Source organism: Mesorhizobium sp. M0029 (assembly GCF_040323735.1).
Classification (GTDB): domain Bacteria; phylum Pseudomonadota; class Alphaproteobacteria; order Rhizobiales; family Rhizobiaceae; genus Mesorhizobium.
Map to the genome: position 1 here is coordinate 47,556 of NZ_JAMYVF010000006.1, position 21,043 is coordinate 68,598.

Here is a 21,043-nt window from a genome sequence, read left to right on the forward strand (position 1 = left end):
GGCGCTGAAACTGCCAATCTCCCCCCTTGAGGGGGAGATGTCCGGCAGGACAGAGGGGGGCGCGAAGGAACTCGGCCTTTACCGGCAGCGCACCCCATGACCACCTTCCTCTTCGACGGCAATTACACCGCCCCCGTCACGATCCTGCTTGCCCACGGCGCCGGCGCATCGATGGATTCCCCCTCGATGACCGCCACCGCCAAGGCGCTCGCCACCGCCGGCTTCCAGGTCGCGCGCTTCGAATTCCACTATATGGCGGCGCGACGCTATGGCCAGCGCAAGCCGCCGCCGCGCGCCGAGACGGTCAACCCGGAATACATAAAGGCCATCGCCGATCTGAGGGCGAGGGGCGTCGCTGGTCCGCTCATCATCGGCGGCAAGTCGATGGGCGGGCGCGTCGCCTCGATGGTCGCCGACGAGATGTTCGCCAAGGGCGAGATTTCGGGCCTCATCTGCCTCGGCTATCCCTTTCATCCGCCGGCCAAGCCCGAGCAACTCAGGACAAAACATCTCGCCGACCTCAAGACGCCGACGCTGATCTTCCAGGGCACCCGCGACGAGTTCGGCACGAAAGAAGAGGTCGCGACCTACGGCCTTTCCAAAGCCATCGAGGTGATCTGGCTGGAGGATGGCGACCACGACCTGAAGCCGCGCAAGAGCGTGTCGGGGTTTTCGACCGCCGATCATTTGAAGACGCTGGCCGGGACGGTGAAGGCGTGGACAGGGCGGATCGTTTCCTGATCGCCAAATGAAAATCGCCACCTTCAATATCAACAACGTCAACAGCCGGCTGCAAAACCTGCTGGCGTGGCTGACGGCAGCCAAGCCCGATGTCGTCTGCCTGCAGGAGCTGAAGGCGCGCGACCTGCAGTTTCCGCGCACGGCACTGGCCGACGCCGGTTATGGCGCGGTGTGGAAGGGCGAGCCGACCTGGAACGGCGTAGCCATACTGGCGCGAGGAGCCGAGCCGGTGCTGACCCGTGACGAACTGCCCGGCGATACCGCCGACAAGCAGAGCCGCTACATCGAGGCGGCGGTGTCGGGCGTCGTCATCGCCTGTCTCTACGCGCCCAACGGTAACCCGCAGCCGGGGCCGAAATTCCAGTACAAGCTGGCGTGGCACGCGCGGCTGGAGGCGCATGCCGCAGAACTGTTCGACACCGGCCTGCCGGTGGCGCTGGTCGGCGACTACAACATCGTGCCCGAGCCACGCGACATCTACGCCACCCGCTCCTATGACGACAACGCGCTGGTGCAGCCGGAAAGCCGGGCGTCGTTCCAGCGTCTGCTCGAGCAGGGCTGGACCGATGCGCTGCGCAAGAAGCATCCGAAGGAAACGCTCTACACATTCTGGGACTACCGCCGCAACCGCTGGCCGCGCGATGCCGGGCTGCGGCTCGACCACATCTTGCTGTCGAAGAAACTGGCGCGCCGCCTCACCGCTGCCGGCATCGACCGCGATGTCAGAGGTGAGGACGGCGCCAGCGACCACGCGCCGGTATGGGTCGAATTGAAGTGAATTTGGCTGCGTGATCGCGCCCACTTTCGTGGGCGCAGTTTTGCACTATTTGTTTCGCTGCGGCGGCCGCATGATGAGCAAGGTGCGGCACCGGAGGGGGAGTCCGATGGACAGGTTGGCCGAAAGGCTGTTTGCGCTTCCGCTGCTGGCGGCCGCTTTGGCTTGTCTGGTGCGGGCGTATCTGCTGCTCGGCGACAGAGATTTCAGCTGGAGCGGGATCGATCACATGCTGCACGGCCCAGCCACGCTGCGACCGGTGGTGTTCCTGACCGTCGGCGGGCTTTGCCTGCTTGGCGCCCTGTTGTTCTGGGCCGGACTGCTGCCGGGTCGGCGAAGCCAGCCTGCTGGAACGCCGCTTTTTGGCCGCGACGCCGAGATCGACCCAAAGGGCCGCCCCGGTCTGCGGCGCGCCTTCCTCATGTTGCCGGTGCTCGCCGTGTTGGCGCTGCTGGCCGACCACTTCCCTTGGGCGCGTGACGCCGGCCCGGGCGCTGAGGTGGCCGCCCCGAACGAACCCAAAGCCGAGCCGAAGGACCAGGGCATCGACGGTGTCCCGCCGGACCTGACGACGCCACCGGCCCCGCCGAGTTCGCCGCAGGTCACCATGCCGCCCGAGCCAACTCCGCCGGTGCAGGCAGCCAAACCGCCCGAGCCGGCGCAGCCTACGCCTCCGGGTGCTCCCCCTCGGCCGCCACAAGTCGCACTCGCTCCGGCGACACCGCCACCGGAGACTGCTCCACCGCCGGCTCCGGCCACGCCACCGCAAACCGTTGCGCCGTTGCCGCCGCCTCCGCCGGCGCTGCAGACCGAGCCCGACGGCCACCGCGACGCCGTCGTCTGGCTCGCCGTCTCGGCCGATGGCCGCGACATCATGAGCGCCAGCACCGACCATATGATCAAGCTCTGGGACGTCGCCGGCAAGCGGCTGATCCGCAACCTTGGTGAACACAAGGACATGGCGCGCACGGCGCTGTTCATGCCCGACGGCGCCACCGCGCTGACCGCCGGCGACGATGGCGACATCGTGCTGCGAAAGCTTGCCGACGGCGCGGTGCTGCATGTCTTCTCGTCGGGCGCGAATGGCGGCGTGCGCAAGCTGGCGATCAGCCCGGACGGCAAGCGCGCCGTCAGTGGCCACGACACCGGCAACGTCATCATCTGGGATCTCGTCAACAAGTCGGTGCTGCATGTGATGACCGGACATGACTGGCCGATCAGCACGGTCGCAATCTCGCCCGACGGCACGCGCGCGCTGAGCGGCTCCATCGACGGCACGCTGAAATTCTGGGACGTCGAAAGCGGCAAGCAATTGCGAAGCTGGCACGGCCACGAGCAGGGCACCTACGGCGCCGTCTTCACCGCCGACGGCCATCATGTCGTCACCGGCAGCGGCGACTACACGATCAAGCTCTGGGACCTCGACACGTTTAGGGAATTGCGCCGCTTCGAGGGCCACGAAGGCACCGTCTATACGCTGGCGCTGTCGGCCGACGGCAAGCGCCTGGCCTCCGGCTCGCTCGACGGCACGGCGCGGCTGTGGGATCTCGGCACCGGCGGCCAGACCGCCATGTTCGACAGCCGCACCGGCCCGATCTACGCCGTTGCCTTCGCCACCGACGGCACACTGGTCACCGGCGGCGACGATCGCACCATCAGGGATTGGCCGGCGGCTGGCGGCGATGGCGAAATCCTGTTCGCCGGCGCACCGCAGTAGCGACATCAAATGCTTTGGATATTCCAGAACAGCCTGGCTTGCGCTATGGATTACTGGTGGCTGCAAATGGATTGGGGACGGTGAGCAACAACGACTGGGCGCCCAAAGTGGATACACCTGTCTACAGCCCGCCCAAGTCGCGTCGCCGAGGGGTCCTTACCGTCGTTCTGGTGTTGCTGGCGGCTTTTGTGCTGCTCGGTCCTGGCCGAAATTACTATGTGCAGTGGTCGGCGGCACAAAAGGGTGCAGCGGCTCTCCAGGCAAGGGATTATGCCGAGGTATTCCGTCAAATGAAGATCATGGCGGACGCTGGCAATGTTGACGCAAAAGGGCAGCTTGGTGCGCTGTACTGGCGCGGGGAGGGCGTGGCTCAGAACGACAGCCAGGCGGTGTATTGGTGGAAGAAATCCGCCGATGGCGGCAATGCGGAAGCCATAGCAGCACTGGTCAGGCCTACCTTATGGGCAGGGGCGTTGAAAAGGACAGTCGGCTTGCCGAGAGTTTCTCACGAAAGGCCGCCGATAAAGACAACATGAATGGGCAGTACCAGCTCGGCGTGTTGTACTGGCAGGGCCAAGGGGTCGCGCAAAATTATGAGCAGGCGCTCTATTGGTGGCGCAAGGCGGCCGATCAGGGGAGCGGCGAGGCTGAATATTCTCTCGGCCAAGTCTATTTAAATGGCCAAGGGGTCGAAAGAAACGATCAACTGGCGTTGAAGTTTTCCAGGCAGTCAGCCGACAAGGGCAATACGAACGCTCAGTACGCCCTCGGCGTCCTGTATGCGCAGGGTCGGGGTGTTGCGCAAAGCTTCGAGCAGGCTGCCTCATGGTGGCGCAAGGCGGCTGACCAAGGAAGCCTGGAGGCCGCTTTCTGTCTCGGACGCGCCTACTATCTTAACCAAGGCGTCAAGAAGGATGATCAAGCCGCCATAGTGTGGGTGAAAAAGGCAGCCGATCTGGGTGAGCCGAATGCCCAGGCTTTGCTGGGCACTTTGTACTCGCGGGGCCACGGCGTTGAGCAGGATGACCGCCTTGCGTTCGGGTGGTGGATGAAGGCCGCAACCACCGGTCTGACAGAAGCGCAATACGCGGTGGCGGCCGCTTATGGCCAGGGAAAAGGTACCCCTAGGGACGACGGCCAGGCGTTTGCGTGGATGAGCAAAGCCGCCAATCAGGCCTTTGTGTTCGCCCAGTCGAATCTGGGCGGATATTATTCGATGGGCCAAGGCGTCGAGAAGAGCGCCGAGCAGGCGGTCTATTGGTGGCGCAAGGCCGCGGAAGCGGGGAATGCCGAAGCCGGTGCCAATCTGGCCCGGGCGTATTCGCTCGGCGAAGGCGTGGGACGGGACGATGCGTTGGCCGCGACTTGGGCGCAAAAGGCGTCCGACGGGCGAAACGCCGACGCTCAATATCTGCTTGGTATCCTCTACAGCCAGGGCCGCGGCGTTGCGCAAGATAATGATCTGGCCTTCCGATGGTGGATGAAGGCTGCTGTCCAAGGCCACGTGGTAGCGCAGTATAATGTCGGGGTCGTGTATCGGGACGGGCAGGGCGTCGGGAAGGATGAAAGGCAGGCGTTCGAGTGGCTGAGCAAGGCTGCCGACAAGGACAATGACCTTGCGCAGTTCGCTCTCGGTGGACTGTATTGGGATGGTCTAGGAGTAACGAAGGACCCCGTTCAGGCGGCAAGGCTCTGGCGCAAAGCCGCCGACCAGAGCAATGCATTCGCGCAGAAAGCGCTCGGCACAGCCTATTCCGAGGGTGTTGGCGTTGCGCAAAGCAGTGCGGATGCGGCGGGCTGGTGGCTCAAGGCGGCGCGGCAGGGAAATGTCGATGCCCAGCTCGCCTTAGCGTATGCCTCGGCCAACGGCATGGGCATTGCCAGAGACGACAAGGCTGCCCAGTCCTGGTGGCTGGAAGCCGCAAAGGCCGGCAGCGTCGATGCCGAGTTCAGTCTGGGCTCGCTCTACTACCGCGGCGTCGATGGGAAACCAAACTACAAGGAAGCCGCCAAATGGTTCTTCAAGGCGGCAGGCCACGGCAGTTCCGGCGCCAAGACCTATCTCGACCTGATGAAGGAAAACGGCCAGCTCGACAGCAAGATGCTGTGAGCCGAGTGCATAAGCGTCGCCGTCACGCCTTCCGTTTGAGGCGTGACACTCGCATCGCACGATGCGAAGACTCATTTGCCGCTGCATCTCGAGCATCCCATGCCCAACCTCCACATCGTCGAAGCCTCGATTGCCGATCTGCGGCATGCCCTCGAAGACGGCACCGTCACCAGCGTCGAGCTGGTGGGCGCTTATCTCAGGCGCATCGCGCACTACGACCGCCATGGCATCGCGCTCAATGCCGTGCCGGTGCTTAACCCGGCAATGTTCGAGGAGGCGGCGGCGTCCGACCTGCGGCGGCGCAATGGCGCCACCCTCGGGCCCCTCGACGGCATCCCCTACACCGCCAAGGACAGCTATAAGGTGAAGGGCCTGACGGTGGCTGCTGGCTCGCCCGCCTTCGAGCATCTCGTCGCCAATGAGGACGCTTTCACCATTGCCAGGCTGAGGGCCGGTGGTGCTGTGCTGATCGGGCTGACCAACATGCCGCCAATGGCGAATGGCGGCATGCAGCGCGGCGTCTATGGCCGCGCCGAGAGCCCCTACAATGCCGACTATTTGACCGCCGCCTTCGCTTCCGGCTCGTCCAACGGCTCGGGCACGGCCACCGCCGCCAGCTTCGCCGCCTTCGGGCTGGGCGAGGAAACATGGTCTTCCGGCCGCGCGCCGGCGTCCAACAATGCACTTGTCGCCTACACGCCGTCGCGCGGCGTCATTTCGGTCAGGGGCAACTGGCCGCTGGTGCCGACCATGGATGTGGTGGTGCCGCACACCCGCGGCATGCCGACATGCTGGAGATGCTGGATGTGATCGTCGCCGACGATGCGGAGACGCGCGGCGATTTCTGGCGTGTGCAGCCTTGGGTGTCGATCGCGAAAAGCGCTGATCTCAGGCCGCCAAGCTACACTACACTCGCGTTGGGAGGGCTCATTACAAGGCAAACGCCTCGGCGTGCCGAAAATGTATATCGGCAGGGATAGCGGCGCTGAACGCCCGATCGAGACCCGCGCCTCGGTGCTCGACCTCTGGCGGCAGGCAGCGCGTGACCTGGAAAAGCTCGGCGCGGAGGTGGTCGAGGTCGATTTCCCCGTCGTCTCGAACTATGAGCGCGACCGTCCGGGCACAAAAACCATGGTCGAACGCGGGCTGGTGCCGGAAGCCTTCGCCGAGCGCGAAATCTGGGATCTCTGCATCTGGGGCTGGGACGATTTCCTGCGCGCCAATGCCGATCCGGCGATCCCCGATCTGGCTGCGGTCGACGGCCCAAAGATTTTCCCGCAGCCGCCGGGCGCGCTGCCGGACCGCTATGGCGACGACGGTTTCGATCTGGCCGACTACGTCACGAGCGCCAAGCAGGGCGTGATGCCATTGCTGGACATTCCAGCGCTGGCGGAAGGTCTGAAGGGATTGGAGGCGACGCGGCGCATCGACTTCGAGGACTGGCTGGACGAGCACAGGCTCGACGCCGTCGTGCTGCCGGCGGTCGCCGATGTCGGGCCGGCCAGCGCCGACGTCAACCAGACCTCTGCAGAAATCGCCTGGCGCAACGGCACCTGGGTCGCCAATGGCAATCTGGTGTGGCGTCATCTCGGCATTCCGACCGTCACCGTGCCTATGGGAACGATGGCCGATATCGGCATGCCGGTCGGGCTGACCTTTGCGGGCAAGGCCTATGATGATGCGGAGTTGCTGCGGCTCGCCGGCGATTACGAGCGCGCCACCCAACGCCGCACCAGCCCGCCGCGCACGCCGGAATTGCCGGACGATGCGTTTGCGGGGCGGCCTGGTGGATTGCGGGCCAGCGATGCGCCGGCGCCGAGACTTACGCTTGTTGCCGAGACGACGCGGCGAGGAGACCAGGCCGAGATCGCCGTGACGGTTGAACTCGATGCGGAGACCGCTGGCGTCAAGGTTCACGTCAATGGCGAACCGGTCGCTCTGCGGCGCAGCGGCACAAGCTTTCACGGTCGCATCCTGGTGCCCGCCGGCGAGCACGAAAGAATGCACAGTGTGTGGCGAGGCGCTTACGGCTCGATCGTTACGGCCGTCATCCGGCTGGAGGATGGACGCACGGCTGGTGCTTACGTGGTCGCGGGTGGAATCGGGTGAGGTACATGTAATCTCCCCAAGGGGGAGATCAGCAGCTTCGCCGTCTTGACCCTCCCATCGCCCGCGTTATCTTCGCGCCATGCCAAACCTCGCTCCCCTCATCGTCATCGACCTCCAGACCAACATGTTCGACGGCCGCGTCGAGCCGCCGATCCACGATGCGCCTGGCATAGCCGAGCGTACCTGCTCGCTGATCGACTGGGCGCGGCGCGAGGGGCGCAAGGTTGCTTTCGTCAGGCATGACGGGCCGGCCGGCGATCCGCTGGCGCCCGGCGAGCCGGGTTGGCCGGTATGGCCGGAACTCGGCCAGGCCAAGGACGAGCCGACATTCTCCAAGACCGTCCGCAACGCCTTCTCGAATGCCGAGCTTGGCGCCTGGGTGGCCGGGCAAGGGGTCGGCGAAGTCGTGCTTGCCGGAGCGCAAACCGATTTCTGCATCGCCGGCACCGTTGAGGGCGCCCTGGCCGAAGGCTTCGGCGTCACTGTCGTTTCCGATGCGCACTCGACGCTGGACACTGAAGGCGAAACCGCGACCGAGATCATCGCCCGGTACAATGCGGACTTCACCGATGCCGGCGTCACGCTGGTGACGACGAAGGCGCTGACCGGCGACTGAAGCACCGCGCTTCGAAGAGTGGGAGACTGCCGTGCCAACCCTGAAATTGCCGGCCGAAGGCGGATGCCGCTGCGGACGTGTGCGGCTAAAGATTTCCGCAAAACCGCTTTTGACCATGGCTTGCCATTGCATCGGCTGCCAGCGCATGTCGGCCAGCGCCTATTCACTGAGCGCCGCCATTCCCTCGGACGGCTTCGAAATCATGCAAGGCGAGCCGGTGATCGGCGGGCTGCACGGCGCCTCGCGTCATTACTTCTGCCCTTATTGCATGAGCTGGATGTTCACGCGCCCCGAAGGGCTCGACTGGTTCGTCAATCTGCGCCCCACCATGCTTGACGAGCCCGGCTGGTTCACGCCGTTCATCGAGACATGGACCAGCGAGAAACTGCCCTGGGCGACGACGCCGGCGCTGCATAGTTACGAGGCGCTGCCGGCCTTCGAGGCGTATGAGGGGCTGGTGGCCGAGTTTGCTGAAACTGCGAATCTCCCCCCTTGAGGGGGAGATGGCCAGCAGGCCAGAGGGGGTCGGTGCGACTGGGCTCGACGTCCTTGCTGCAGATGGAAGGTTGGCGCTCCACGCGCGGCGACCCCCTCTGTCGCCTTCGGCGACATTCTCCCCCTCGAGGGGTGAGATAAGCCCCGCTAAAAATTTGCATCGAATCGATTGCGCAAACGTTTCGATGGCCCTAAGCTCCCTTAAAATCCGCCATCAGAGCGGACGGGAAACGCAAAAGGGAGGAGCGCTTGCAGGCGCTGATATGTCTTGCCGACAATGGCTGAAGTGGCGCGGCGCGCCGGCGTGTCGGTGTCGACCGTCTCGCATGTCGTCAACAACACGCGCTTCGTTTCGCTGGAAAAGGCGAGGCTGATCAACGACGCCATTGCCGCCATGGGCTACCAGCCCAACGAGCTGGCGCGCTCGCTGAAGGCCTCAACCACCAACAGCGTCGGCCTGGCGATCTCGGCGATCTCCAACCCTTATTTCACCGACATCATCTGCGCGGTCGAGGCCGAATGCGCACGGCTCGGGCTGATGGTCTTCCTGTCGGATACCCAGGAGGATCCCGACCGCGAACTGCAGGTGGTGCGCGCTTTCCATCAGCGCCGCGTCGACGGCGTCATCCTGGCCCCGTCGGGCTCGCCGCAGCGCGCCATCGATTACCTCGCCGACAAGAAGATGCCATGCGTTCTGATCGACCGTTTCGCCGACCAGCGCTTCGACCAGATCGGCGTCGAGAACGAAACGTCGATGCGCGCGCTGATCGACCATGTCGCCTCCTTCGGCCACAAGCGCATCGGCTATATCGCCGGACAGCCCGGCCTGACGACGACGCGCGAGCGCATCGAGGCGTTCCAGGCTTCGCTCGCCGCCAATGGACTTGAGTGCGTGCCGCGCTATCTCTCGGCCGAGAATGTCGACACGGCGGCGGCGACCGCATCCACCCACGCCATCCTGTCGCTGCCGTCGCCACCAACCGCATTGGTCACCGGCAACAACATGACGACGATCGGAGCCGTCCGCGCCATCCGCGAAAAGGGCCTCACCATTCCGGGCGATCTGTCGCTGGCCGGCTTCGACGATTTCGAATGGGCCGATTGTTTCGAACCGCGCCTGACGCTGGTTGCCCAGCCCTGCACCGAGATAGGCAGGCAGGCGGCAGCCCTGCTCAGCGCCCGCATCGCGGCGACCGGTTCAGAGCCACGTTCGGTGCGGCTGCAGGCGACGCTGCGGGCGCGCGCCTCCTGCGGGAGGCCGACCCACACGAGGCTAACATGAGCGCGCCGCTGCTGGTAATGACCGGCGCCGTCAAACGCTTCGGCGGCGTGCAGGCGCTGCGCGGTGTCGACTTCGATCTCAAGGCCGGCGAAATCCATGCGCTGCTCGGCGAAAACGGCGCCGGCAAGTCGACGCTGATGAACCTTTTGTCGGGCGTCTACACGCCGGACGAAGGCACCATCGAGATCGACGGCAAACCCGTGCGTTTCAACAACCCGCGTGAGGCGCAAGCGGCCGGCATCGCCACCATCTTCCAGGAGCTCGACCTGGTGCCGTCGCTGGATGTCGCGGCCAACCTGTTCCTCGGCCGCGAATTGATGCGTCCGGGCGGCTTCCTCGACGTGCCGGCAATGCGCCGCGAGGCCAAGAAGCGGCTGGAAGCCATCGAGATCGCCATCGATCCGTCCGCCATGGTGGCGGACCTGTCGATCGGCCAGCGCCAGGTGGTGGCGATCGTCAAGGCGCTGTCCTATGCCTCCCGCGTGCTGATCATGGACGAGCCGACGGCAGCACTTACCGTCGGCGAAGTCGAGCGGCTGTTCGACATCATGCGCAAGCTCGCCGCCACCGGCGTCGGCATCGTCTACATCTCGCACCGGCTGGAGGAAGTGCCCGGCATTGCCGACCGGGTGACGGTGATGCGCGACGGCCGCGTTGCTGGCATCACCGAGCCGCACGCGCCGCAGGCGGAGCTGGTGCGGCTGCTGGTCGGGCGTCCGCTCGACGAGCTCTATCCCCAACGCGCCAAAGCGGCGGGCAAGCCGCTGCTCAGCCTGAGGAACGCCAGCTTCAAACTCGCCCGCGACAGCGCCGGCTGGCAGGCGCCGCAAGGCGTTTCGCTCGATGTCCACGAAGGCGAGATCGTCGGCCTGGCCGGCATTATGGGGGCCGGGCGCACCGAACTGTTGTCCGCGCTCTACGGCACCGGCCTGTCCGGCCGCTGGGAGGGCGAGGTCGCCATTTCGGGCAAGCCGGTGAAACTGGATTCGATCAGTGCCGCCCGCCACGCCGGCATCGCCTTCGTCACCGACGATCGCAGGGGCTCGGGCCTGATGCTGCGCATGGCGGTCGGCCTCAATCTGGTGATGTCGGTCATATCCAGAATCTCGCCGAACTGGCTGGTCTCGCCGCGCCGCCAGGCCGAGGCGGTGAAGGAATCGTTCGGTCAGTTCGACATCCGGCCGAAGAACCCTGATATCGCCGTCGGCGCGCTGTCCGGCGGCAACCAGCAGAAGGTGGTGCTGGCGAAAGAGATCCTCGGCAATCCGCGCCTGTTGCTTCTCGACGAGCCGACACGCGGCGTCGATGTCGGCGCCAAGGGCGAGATCTACCAGCGGCTCAGGGCACTCGCCGCGCAGGGGCTGGGCATTCTGGTGGCGTCCAGCGAGATGCCGGAGCTGATCGGTCTGTGCGACCGCATCGTGGTGCTGCGCCAGGGGCGCAATGTGGCGGAATTCTTGGGCGGCGTCAACGAGCACACGGTGCTGGCCGCGGCTAACGGCAGGGAGGCCTGATGTCTCAGGACAACAATCCAGTGGCAGCGAGCCCGGTGATGGCGGCGCCTCAAAAGCATCGCGACCCGCTGGCGCTCATCGTGCGCTTCCAGAGCCTGATCGGCCTGGTGCTGGTGGCGATCGGCGGCATCATCTTCTCGCCGCGCCGCCACGGCGAAATCCTGTTCCTCAACCCCGACAACATCGCCAACATCGTGCGCGCCGTGTCGGAGACGGGCATCATCGCCATCGGCATGACCTTCGTCATCATCACCGCCGGCATCGACCTGTCGGTCGGCGCGGTGCTTGGCCTGTCCAGCGTCGTCACCGCATCGATGATGATCTCCGGCGGCTTCGGCCTGATCCCCACCATCCTCGCCGTGCTCGCTTTGGGCATCGTTTTCGGCGCCATCCAGGGCACCATCTCGACGCGTTTCAGGCTGGAGCCGTTCATCGTCACGCTGGCCGGCCTGCAGGCCGCGCGCGGCCTGGCGCTGGTCGTCTCCGGCAACCAGTACATCAACATTTCCTATGGCGAAGGGCCGGGCCTGGCGCCGCCGGTGTTCGCCGTGCTGGGCGAGCGGCTGTTCAACAACACCGTGCCGGTGGCGACGCTTGTGTTCGTCGTCTTTGCCGCGATCGCCACCATCGTGCTCAACACCACGCGCTTCGGCCGCTATGTTTTTGCCGTCGGCGGCAATGAGCGCGCCGCGCGCATATCCGGCGTGCCGGTGTCGATGGTGAAAATCTCGGTCTACGCCATCACCGGCTTTGCCGCCGCCCTTGCCGGCATCGTGCATGCCGGTCAGTTCAATTTCGGCAGCGCCAATGACGGCATGGGCTATGAGCTGACGGCCATCGCCGCCGTGGTCATCGGCGGCACCAGCCTGTTCGGCGGCGCCGGCTCGATGGTCGGCACCGTTGCCGGCACCATCATGCTGGGCGCACTCGCCAACATCCTGCAGCTCAACAACATCACGCCCGCCATGCAACTGCTCGCGACCGCCGCGATCATCGTTTTGGCGGCAGTGCTTCAATCCCTCGTTCGCCGCCGCGAGGGGTTGGGTCGTTAGTGCATGTCGCGCAAAAGTGACATCGGTTTGCGATGACGACATGCACAAACAAACAAGGAGGAGACGGCAACACGTGAACGTCAAACCAAGGTCTGGCCCCCCGGCCGGACGAGGAGGAGAGTGAGTTATGAAAACGACACTAAGAGGATCGACCCTCAAGGCTGTGCTGCTGGCAGGCGCTGGCCTGTGCATTGCAGGCTCCGCTTACGCCGCCGAGCCGCTGGTGAAAGCCTGCGCCAAGGACGGCCAGTTCGTCATCGGCTTTTCGCAGGCCAACAATGCCGAGCCCTACCGCCAGCACGTCAATGACGAGCTGGAGGCGGCGGCCAAGGAAGTGCCCGGCTTCACGCTGCAGATCGCCGACGGCGCCGGCAACGTCAACACGCAGACCTCGCAGGTCGACAATTTCATCACCCAGAAGGTCGACATCCTGCTGATCTCGCCCTTCGAGGCCGCGCCGCTGACGCCGGCGGTGAAGCGCGCCATGGATGCCGGCATCCCGGTCATCGAGCTTGACCGCAAGACGGTCGGCGACCCCGGCAAGGACTACACCGCCTTCATCGGCGGCGACAATTTCAAGATCGCCGAGGAAGCCGGCAAATACACCGCCAAGACGCTGCTGCCCGATGGCGGCGAGGCGGCGGTGCTGCAAGGCCTGCCGAGCTCGACGCCGGCCGTCGAGCGCCTCAACGGCTTCAAGGAAGGCGTGAAAGGCAACCCGAAGGTCCAGATCGTCGCCGAGCAGGCCGCCGACTGGGTGCCGGACAAAGCGCAGGTCGCCTTCGCCGCCATGCTGCAGGCGCACCCCGACATCAAGGTGCTCTACGCCTCCAACGACATGATGGCCGCCGGCGCGCTGCTCGCCGCCAAGGGGGCGGGCAAGGACGTCAAGATCATCGGCACAGACGGCCTGCCGGGCCCGGCTGGCGGCATCGAGGCGGTGGCCAAGGGCGACTGGGTCGCAACCTTCACCTACCCGACGGGCGCCAAGGAAGCGATCGAGATGTCGAAAAAGATCCTGCTCGATTGCGCGACCGAGGTGGACAAGACGGTGACGGTGGAGACCACCGCGATCACGGCCGAGAATGCCAAGCAGCTGATGGGGAAGTGAGGGGGGCGACGCTCAGCACTGAGGTTGAAAGCAAGGCCCCGGGAGGGGCCTTGTTGCGTTGCGGCGAGCTACGGGTGAATGGCCGCTGCCGGCCTTCAGATCAATGCCATCGCTACCCGTAAGCGGACGTTGGTCTGCTTTAAACCGTAAGTTGCGGCTGCGCCGGGGATCGTGATGTTGCCGAATCCGCGCTCGTCGAGATTGCCGGCAGAACGTGATGCGTCGTTAATCACTCAATGTCTGCTGCGATGAACCAATCGTTGATCTCCCGCAATTCCGCACGCGCCTCTTCGAATCTACCCTGTGACCGCAATAGCTTTGCCAGACTATTGGTCGCCTGCAACTCCCAACTCCTAGCGCGCTGCTGCCGCGCAAAGGCAATAGCCTCGCGGAAAGAAGCCTCTGCCGCTCTGTCTCCGACTCCATTTGCAAGTTCGATCTCGCCGCGAATGCGAAGCAAGGCAGCTGTAAAGTAATGCTCGCCAATCTTTTCGGCCTCGCGCAGACCTTTCTCCACGGTCTCTGCCGCTATATCGAATTGTCCAGAGTTAATGAAAGCTTTGGCCAGTAAGCCTAAATAACACGATTTGTCGACTTCCTGATCTTCAAGGTCACTCTCGGTCAATGCCATCATATGGCTTCCCACCAGACTGTCATCGAGGCTTGATGCAGCCAAGCCACCAAAAAAGCGCGCCACCCGTGTCCAGAGATTGAAACCGTTTTCCTGCGCTAATGGCAGAAGTTCATCCGCCAGCCGAGCGATATCCCTGCTCTCTTCGCGGAAGGCGAACAACACACACCCGTTTCCCAAGCAGGCGGCCAAGCGATAGGCGGATTGCTGCCGAACGGTCGCCTCCGCCTCGAGGTAGAGTTTCAGCGCTTGACGGCGATACCCCAGAATATGCAAGGTCCACGAAAGGTAGATCATGGCCATACTCGGAAAGTCGCTGCCGACCTCGTCTGCACTGCCCTTGTGGCTGAGAGCGCGCTCAAGATATTGCCGAGCCTCCGCCAACTCACCCTGACAGAACAGACTCATGCCCTTAAACTGCAGACCTATAACGAGCGCGTTTAGGTAGCCGCCCTCCTCGCCGACTCGAATTAATTCATCACTGGCCGCGAGGGCCTTACCAAACTGGCCCGAGTTGAAATGGGTACCGAAAAGCCCGTCGAGTGCCCTAATCGTCGCCTCCAGTTCGCCAAGCTTCCCGCTCAGCGCTATGGCCCGCTGATACGCGGCACTGCCTTCGCCCGTCACGTAGCCGAGCGCAGCGTACAGAACGTCGCCCAGTTCCAGTTCGAAGCGAAGCAACCTGCGGCTACGATCGTCGGAGTCAGGCAAGAGTTTCGCGGCTTCAAGCCCTTTCCTGAAGATACGCACTGCGTCAACTTTCGCCCAAGTCTTGGCGGCCTTCAGCCCTGCCTGCAGCCAGTAGTCAGCGGCGCGATCGAACAGACCGGCGTCGGCGAAATGCTCAGCGAGCACTTCGGGATAGGCAAAGCCCGCGTTGGGGTCGCGCAGCTCGATGCATTCGGCAATCGATTTGTGAATCTGTTGCGCACGTTCGTGCAGCATCGTGCCTCTAGCGGCCTGCTGGAGCAGCACGTGGGTGAACGAAAAGCCTGCTCCGGCCGTCCCTCGCTCGGCTACGATCAGCCCTGTGCGCATCAGCTCACCAACCGCAGCGCGCAACTCCGCTTCAGGCCAATCACAAATTTCGCGCAGCATGTCGAAATCGAATTCGCGGCCGATCGCCGCCGCGACCTGCGCGACTTCCTTGGCGGTCCCCAGCCTGTCGAGACGGGCAAGCAACGAGAACTGCAGAGAGTTTGGAATGTTGTTCGTGAGTGACAGACGCTTGGGCTGCGATACGTCTAGGCGCAACCCTGTTTCGACCACGCTTCGAGTAAGCTCTTCGATATAGAGCGGGACGCCTTCACCGCGATCGAGCACCGCTGCTACGTCAGCAGCGAGCGCATTCGGACTAATGTCATGGACGATCGCTTCAGCGTCCGCTCGGCTGAGCGCTTCAAGCCTGATATGGTGCCCGTCAGGACCGTCGACCCATGGAACGCTTGCGTTGTTCCTGCTCGACACAAGCAAGAGGGCAGGTGTCGAAGCCAGGCTGGCGACGACTTTGTCGAGAAGGTCGCGCGAGGTCGCATCGGCCCATTGCTCATCCTCGAACAAGATCAGGATCGGGGTAGTTCGCGCCAAATAACTGACCAGATCGATGAATGCTTGCTCGGCAATGTTGCGCTGTCGTTCGGCACTTATCCCTTCAAGCCTGTCCGGCATTGTCGTCGGCATCCCGAGCAGGCCTGAGAAGATCGCCAGCGCGATGTCGCTGGACACCGAGCCTATCGACAATCCGTTGCGGAGCTTTCGAAGCTTTTCTTCCGTTGAGTCACCGTCCTCGATCGTTGCAATCCTCTGCAACTCTGCGAGGAATGGATAAAGGGTGCTGTTCTCAAAGGTCGGAGAACATTGCATGGTCAGTTGCGGAAAGCTGCGCAGACGCTGCTGGATTTCGTTGAGCAACCGGGACTTGCCGATTCCCGACTCCCCCGAGACCAACACGGCATTGCCACGCCTGTCGCGCACGACAGTCTCCCAGTGCTCCATCAGCAGTCGCAATTCGGCGTTGCGGCCGCACAGCTTGGTCATACGCGCCCGCTTTGCAAAGCGGGTCGGCACCATGCGCGCCCTTTGCACCTGCCAAACCTGGACTGGCGCGGCGAATCCCTTCAGCTCATGTTTGCCGAACCCGGTGAAATCAACCGCGCCGCTTGCGGCCTCGAAGGTCGCCGCGTCGACAAGGATCGTATTCGGCTTGGCCAGTACCTGCAGCCGTGCCGCTAGATGCGCGACGTGACCGAAGGCGACGGTGGATACACCGCTCGGTGCGCCGACGAACTCACCCACCACGACTTGGCCGCTCGCGATACCCATCCTCACTTGCAACGGATATCCCTGATTTGCGGAGATGGTGGCCACCGCATCAACGATCTCGAGTGCGGCCAGCACCGCGAACTCGCTGTCGTCCTCACCAGCTGTTGGATAGCCGAAATAGGCCTGAATAGCATCGCCGATGTAACTAGCCGTCACACCCTTGCGGCGCCGGACGACGCTGCTGCAGGTCTCTAGAAAGCTCTCAATCAGGTGTTGGAAATCCTCGGGATCCAGGCGGTCGGCATATTCGGTTGACCCCACCATGTCGCAGAACAGGATGGTGAGATAACGCCGTTCCGCAACAGGTTTCGCCGGACTGCCGGGCAAAATGGGGCTAGCCAATGGAACCGGCGTGGTCACGCTCCGGGACCCTCCTTAGTGCGGCGACCATGTAGCACCCAGTCATGTTATCGCAAATCCCGGTGCTCACCAGTCGCTTTCGATCGCGTCAGGTGGTTCATTGAAGCTCGCCACACTGAACATCGGCGTAGATCAAATGGTCTGCCTCGCTAAATGCCGCTTGGCTCTGGTCGAAGCAGAACCGTTTGGGCACCAAACGAACTAAGGTGCGTCGGTTGCATTCACCGGGCAGATCGATCTGGAAGGTGCGCGGCGACATCGACGGCGCCGGATCGCTCCATTTCTTGTGACCAGCAAACGAAACGTTCTCGATCAACAAGCTGGAGCCGGCTGAACCGACTGGACCGGAGATAGCCTCGAAGCTGATGCCCTTTGCCTGCTCGATGCTTGGATATTCGCCACTTTGCGGCGGATCCCCGTTTGCCGGAATCGTGCCCGCGCTGACTGCCACATTGATCCTGATATCGTCGCGCTCGGGAACACCACCGTAGCTGTTGCGAAAGGTCCAGCTTAAGCGAAGGACACGCGTCCTGACGTCCTCTCCGGGCGGTGGAGGCAAAACCCGAATCTCGGCATCGGCAAGCGAAGAGCCTTCATCCTGCGCTTCTGGCGCCGGGCAGCGCGTGTAGAGTGGGCGGTAGCCACACTCAGGACCGCCGGCTCCCCACAGACAGTCGCTCAGCTTGCGCCAGTCTTCCAAGCTCAATCGAGGCGTTCCTGAGGACAGGTCATTGCCGGACCCCGGCACCATCCAGGGATGGATGCCGCTGCTGCCGATCGCCCAGTCCGTGCGATGTGCTTCTATGCCGGCGTAGACGGTCTGTTCCTCGTGCAGCTCGAGCAATTGGACCCAGGTTGGCGATGTGACCGCCGGTTCGTACCCGACTGCGTCCGCGGCAAAACGGCGGCCGGTGATTTGTGTGGTAAGCGTGTGGCAGCTTGTGCAGTTTCCGGTCGGATCTTCGACCGTCCTGGCTTGGCTAAGTTCATTGGGATAGGTGCCGGTGTAACCGGAGCCGACCACGCGGAACGGCGCGCCCGGCAACCGCGGTCGGCGCGGTAAAAAATCTCCCAGGCTGAAGGCGGTCGGTTTGGAATCGCGGGCTGAACGGAAACCGACCCTGCTCTGTTCAATGTGCGGATCTATCACATAGGGGCTTTTGTTGTCATGGCATGCATGGCACGAGATCTGGAACGTCGGGTCATAGATTTTCTCCGCCGCAACCCTTCCGATGTCATCGGAATAGTTGCGCCCGCCTGGCGGAACGAAGGGCTTTGACCAATCGAACTCGCTCCGGTCCTTGCGGCCGTCGAAGAAGATGATTTCTCCGGATTTCCGATTGAACCCGATGGTGCCGAAGACGGAAAATCTCGGATCCGACCGTGTCCAGTAGGGATCGGTGCTGACCTCCTGGCTGATATTGGACTTTCTGCAGAGGAACAGCCATTCCACGTTGCCGCGCACGACCCTTACTGCACGTGAGTTCAGCCCACAGTAGGTTGAGCTGCCAGTTAGCGAAGGCTTGTCGCATCTGGGCAATGTCGCCGTCCATTTCACCACCTCTCCGTTCTCATTGCTGTGCTCGAACTCCAGCGGAGAGCCCGGTTTTGTCGGATTGGGCTTGAGGTCGACGACATTGCCATCAACTTCCAGTGGGATGACCTTCATCTGTGGGCTGCCGCAATCGCCCTCTGGAATAGGACCGAACACCGCCCGCGCTTCATCGCCAGACCTCGTTATGACGTCGGTGCTCTTTGAGGCTGGCGCCCAAAAGATGTCAGGGTTCCATCGCGTAACGGCTTCGGCGAACGCCTTCCCATCGAGTTCAGCGGGAGCGAAAGCGACGCTGCGAGGGCGCAGCGGCTCGAAAGCGGAACTGCGTGGCAATGGTGACGCCGCGCAGTTGCCCGCCTTGCTGCAAATCATGTCGGCCTGATTGGAGCCTTGCCTCTCGCCGGCTCGCGGCGTCGACACGAAAGCTTCATGTCCGATCGTCCCGGACAACAGGAGAAACGCAACGCCGAGGACAGCAGCGATCAGCGCAACAGCACGCATCTCAGCCCACTGGAGCGTGCCAGTGAACCCATGGCCGATCTCTGGGCGTCATCGCTTCTTCGCTGCGACAGAGCCAGCGTCATAGTCAGCGTGGACAGTAAGCGATTGAAATCGCCACATGCCGTCATCGCCCTTTACAACAGACGCGCGGGCATCCGCCGAATAGTCAAGACTCGGTGCCGAAGAGTGGGAGTCCTGCATTGTCACAAGGACTATCGATTTGGTGTTCACCGTCTTGTCGTCAACCACGTCGAACAAGGTGTTGGTCACGAGATGCCGGGTCTGGAGTTTATCGGTTTCCAGTTTCTTAACTATTATTTTCATTTGCACGAGAAGATCATGTGCCGACTCTGGGCCAAGGTCGAGTGTCAGCTCGAGGACACTGCTGCCTGCATCGCAAATCTCATAGTAAGACGATTTAGGTTCCGCAAAGAGGGTGGCGAACGCGGCTGCATTTTTTTCGTCGATCGTCCAGGCGTAGCGGGACAAAAGATCTTGGATTGCCTGACGGTCTTCGGCCGGAGGATTATTATTGACGTTCCAGCCATGAATAGCCTCTGTTCCACATGAATCAGCCAAAGCAGCGCCGCTGAAAGCAAAACAGAACCCATACGCCAGGGCAAAATACCTCAAAATCGCGCAGACTGTTATTACGCCTTTCCAACGCTCGCTCATAATGGCCCCCTCGGATGGAGCTTGATGGGAAAGTAGCGGTTCATCTTATACCACGCCAAAAAAGGCGCCAGTGAAAATCGATGTCATTGGAGGCCGGGGATGTCGTATTCCTGAATTTGTGAATTTGTGGTAAGTTGTACTCCCCTGTCTGCAGCATTTTATTCCTGATTGCCAGATCAGCTGTGGGTGATCTGGCATGTGTTAGCAAAATAAAATCTCGCGTAGTCGAAACAATAGATTCTAATCGTGGTTACACAGGAGCAAAAAATGCCGAACATTGTTCGAAATATGGTGTTTCTAATTTCAGCCATTTTTAGTATAGTTCCTTTGGCGTTTGCGCAGCAGAATCAGGAAATTGAGATAGTTCTGCAATCGCGCCTGACTTCTTTTGGAAGCGATACCCCACTAATTATTGACTTTACTCTCACGAACCGGTCACGCAGCCCGATCAGACTGCTCAGGTGGACCACGCCGATCGACGGCGTCTCGGGCGAAATTTTTTCAGTAGCGAGAGGGTCGCAGCCAATTCAGTATATTGGCCCTTTGGTGAAGCGAGCAGAACCGACCGAGGCTGACTTTATCAATATCGAACCCGGACAATCGATTTCGGTGCCCGTCGATCTGTCATTGTACTACGCCATCTATGAAGCAGGGATCTATGCGGTTACCTATGATACAGAGAGAGTGGGTCTGCTGGTTGGCCCTCAAGGTGCCCTGAGACGCGCCCAGGTTCTGAGCAACGCCGTCACGTTCAGGCTTCTATCCGGTCGAATTCCTCCGGAACGGATACCGCTCTCGGCACCCAAATTCGACCAGTGTGACAGCTCTCAACAGGACGATATTGGCGCTGCGCTGGCGGAAGCAAACAACATAGCCTCGGCTGCCCTGCAGGTTTTGCAGGGCACGCCTTCTGCCCAGCAACCGAATTCCCAACGATATCTGACATGGTTTGGGGCGCATACCGTAGGACTGTACGCGAAGGCCACTGGAAATTTCTCGAAGATTGCGGATGCTCTTGCAAACAAAGCAATATCGTTTGGATGTCACGGCAGCGTCTGCGGACCGGGAGTTTATGCGTATGTGTTCCGTGGTCAACCTTATAATATCTTTGTTTGTCAAAAGTTCTGGTCAGCCGCTCTGAAAGGAACGGATTCAAGATCTGGAACGATTGTACACGAAATTAGTCACTTTGAGGTCGTCGTCTTCACAGACGACTATTCCTCTGGTGGTCAAAATACCGCCAAGCTACTCGCGGTTGAAAACCCCCCGCAAGCCACAGAAAATGCCGATAGTCATGAATACTTTGCGGAGAACAACCCGGATCTTCCGATGTGAGGGACACCCAGGCAACTGATCCAGCGTGGATGCGGGTGCCGTATTGCCATCAGAAACGAGAAAAGATCACCGAGGGCCGGACACATTGCGATCGCATTGTGAATGTCCGCTATCGCTCCCGCACACCGAAAGCGGTCCGGTC

16 protein-coding genes and 1 pseudogene are annotated in these 21,043 nt (G+C 62.3%); 13 read left to right on the forward strand and 4 right to left on the reverse strand.

Annotated features, from left to right (window positions below):
• The first annotated feature begins 96 nt into the window (after nucleotides 1-96).
• From NKJ76_RS12415 to NKJ76_RS12475, 12 genes and pseudogenes are all read left to right on the forward strand, one after another.
• Entirely contained in the window at nucleotides 97-741 is a 645-nt protein-coding gene (locus NKJ76_RS12415) for an alpha/beta hydrolase family protein (RefSeq protein WP_352515046.1), read from the forward strand.
• Nucleotides 742-748: 7 nt separating this feature from the next.
• Nucleotides 749-1,519 (forward strand): exodeoxyribonuclease III, encoded by a 771-nt coding sequence (locus tag NKJ76_RS12420; RefSeq protein ID WP_352537548.1) that lies wholly within the window; start codon nucleotides 749-751, stop codon nucleotides 1,517-1,519.
• 106 nt (nucleotides 1,520-1,625) lie between these two features.
• Entirely contained in the window at nucleotides 1,626-3,233 is a 1,608-nt protein-coding gene (locus NKJ76_RS12425) for a WD40 repeat domain-containing protein (RefSeq protein WP_352537549.1), read from the forward strand.
• A gap of 80 nt (nucleotides 3,234-3,313) precedes the next feature.
• A complete protein-coding gene (locus tag NKJ76_RS12430; RefSeq protein ID WP_352537550.1) occupies nucleotides 3,314-3,769 on the forward strand; it encodes a tetratricopeptide repeat protein in 456 nt (151 codons plus the stop codon).
• Nucleotides 3,694-5,343: an SEL1-like repeat protein gene (locus tag NKJ76_RS12435; protein WP_352537551.1), complete on the forward strand. Its 1,650-nt coding sequence runs from the start codon at nucleotides 3,694-3,696 to the stop codon at nucleotides 5,341-5,343. The genes NKJ76_RS12430 and NKJ76_RS12435 overlap by 76 nt, the downstream gene beginning before the upstream one ends.
• Nucleotides 5,344-5,442: 99 nt before the next feature.
• Nucleotides 5,443-7,452: pseudogene (locus NKJ76_RS32395) on the forward strand (amidase).
• Between the two features lie 79 nt (nucleotides 7,453-7,531).
• Nucleotides 7,532-8,068 carry a cysteine hydrolase family protein gene (locus NKJ76_RS12450; protein ID WP_023747809.1) on the forward strand — a complete coding sequence of 179 codons (537 nt, stop codon included), beginning with the start codon at nucleotides 7,532-7,534 and terminating at the stop codon, nucleotides 8,066-8,068.
• Nucleotides 8,069-8,099: 31 nt separating this feature from the next.
• Nucleotides 8,100-8,564: a GFA family protein gene (locus tag NKJ76_RS12455; protein ID WP_352537554.1), complete on the forward strand. Its 465-nt coding sequence runs from the start codon at nucleotides 8,100-8,102 to the stop codon at nucleotides 8,562-8,564.
• Nucleotides 8,565-8,831: 267 nt separating this feature from the next.
• Nucleotides 8,832-9,845, forward strand: a complete 1,014-nt coding sequence (locus NKJ76_RS12460; protein WP_023814831.1) for a LacI family DNA-binding transcriptional regulator — start codon at nucleotides 8,832-8,834, stop codon at nucleotides 9,843-9,845.
• Nucleotides 9,842-11,359, forward strand: coding sequence for a sugar ABC transporter ATP-binding protein (locus NKJ76_RS12465; protein WP_023747807.1), 1,518 nt, complete (start codon nucleotides 9,842-9,844; stop codon nucleotides 11,357-11,359). Before NKJ76_RS12460 ends, NKJ76_RS12465 begins: the two co-directional genes overlap by 4 nt.
• Complete coding sequence (locus tag NKJ76_RS12470; protein WP_023705098.1) at nucleotides 11,359-12,411, forward strand: ABC transporter permease; 1,053 nt, start codon at nucleotides 11,359-11,361, stop codon at nucleotides 12,409-12,411. Before NKJ76_RS12465 ends, NKJ76_RS12470 begins: the two co-directional genes overlap by 1 nt.
• A gap of 127 nt (nucleotides 12,412-12,538) precedes the next feature.
• Nucleotides 12,539-13,522, forward strand: a complete 984-nt coding sequence (locus NKJ76_RS12475; RefSeq protein WP_023689831.1) for a substrate-binding domain-containing protein — start codon at nucleotides 12,539-12,541, stop codon at nucleotides 13,520-13,522.
• A 95-nt stretch (nucleotides 13,523-13,617) separates the two neighbouring features.
• Here NKJ76_RS12475 and NKJ76_RS12480 read toward each other — a convergent pair whose 3' ends face one another.
• From NKJ76_RS12480 to NKJ76_RS12495, 4 genes are all read right to left on the reverse strand, one after another.
• Nucleotides 13,618-13,755 carry a hypothetical protein gene (locus tag NKJ76_RS12480; protein ID WP_155921578.1) on the reverse strand — a complete coding sequence of 46 codons (138 nt, stop codon included), beginning with the start codon at nucleotides 13,753-13,755 and terminating at the stop codon, nucleotides 13,618-13,620.
• A complete protein-coding gene (locus tag NKJ76_RS12485; RefSeq protein WP_156932412.1) occupies nucleotides 13,752-16,835 on the reverse strand; it encodes an ATP-binding protein in 3,084 nt (1,027 codons plus the stop codon). The genes NKJ76_RS12480 and NKJ76_RS12485 overlap by 4 nt, the downstream gene beginning before the upstream one ends.
• A 97-nt stretch (nucleotides 16,836-16,932) precedes the next feature.
• Entirely contained in the window at nucleotides 16,933-18,891 is a 1,959-nt protein-coding gene (locus NKJ76_RS12490; RefSeq protein WP_352537555.1) for a hypothetical protein, read from the reverse strand.
• A 48-nt stretch (nucleotides 18,892-18,939) separates the two neighbouring features.
• Nucleotides 18,940-19,566: a nuclear transport factor 2 family protein gene (locus NKJ76_RS12495; RefSeq protein ID WP_352537556.1), complete on the reverse strand. Its 627-nt coding sequence runs from the start codon at nucleotides 19,564-19,566 to the stop codon at nucleotides 18,940-18,942.
• Between the two features lie 267 nt (nucleotides 19,567-19,833).
• Here NKJ76_RS12495 and NKJ76_RS12500 point away from each other — a divergent pair, with 267 nt between their 5' ends.
• Nucleotides 19,834-20,901 (forward strand): M35 family metallo-endopeptidase, encoded by a 1,068-nt coding sequence (locus NKJ76_RS12500; protein ID WP_352537557.1) that lies wholly within the window; start codon nucleotides 19,834-19,836, stop codon nucleotides 20,899-20,901.
• The last annotated feature ends 142 nt before the right edge of the window (nucleotides 20,902-21,043 follow it).

Coding starts and splice junctions, on each gene's coding strand:
- NKJ76_RS12415 (WP_352515046.1), top strand. CDS start 97: ATGACCACCTTCCTCTTCGACGGCAATTACACCGCCCCCGTCACGATC.
- NKJ76_RS12420 (WP_352537548.1), top strand. CDS start 749: ATGAAAATCGCCACCTTCAATATCAACAACGTCAACAGCCGGCTGCAA.
- NKJ76_RS12425 (WP_352537549.1), top strand. CDS start 1,626: ATGGACAGGTTGGCCGAAAGGCTGTTTGCGCTTCCGCTGCTGGCGGCC.
- NKJ76_RS12435 (WP_352537551.1), top strand. CDS start 3,694: ATGGGCAGGGGCGTTGAAAAGGACAGTCGGCTTGCCGAGAGTTTCTCA.
- NKJ76_RS12450 (WP_023747809.1), top strand. CDS start 7,532: ATGCCAAACCTCGCTCCCCTCATCGTCATCGACCTCCAGACCAACATG.
- NKJ76_RS12465 (WP_023747807.1), top strand. CDS start 9,842: ATGAGCGCGCCGCTGCTGGTAATGACCGGCGCCGTCAAACGCTTCGGC.
- NKJ76_RS12470 (WP_023705098.1), top strand. CDS start 11,359: ATGTCTCAGGACAACAATCCAGTGGCAGCGAGCCCGGTGATGGCGGCG.
- NKJ76_RS12475 (WP_023689831.1), top strand. CDS start 12,539: ATGAAAACGACACTAAGAGGATCGACCCTCAAGGCTGTGCTGCTGGCA.
- NKJ76_RS12490 (WP_352537555.1), bottom strand. CDS start 18,891: ATGCGTGCTGTTGCGCTGATCGCTGCTGTCCTCGGCGTTGCGTTTCTC.
- NKJ76_RS12495 (WP_352537556.1), bottom strand. CDS start 19,566: ATGAGCGAGCGTTGGAAAGGCGTAATAACAGTCTGCGCGATTTTGAGG.
- NKJ76_RS12500 (WP_352537557.1), top strand. CDS start 19,834: ATGCCGAACATTGTTCGAAATATGGTGTTTCTAATTTCAGCCATTTTT.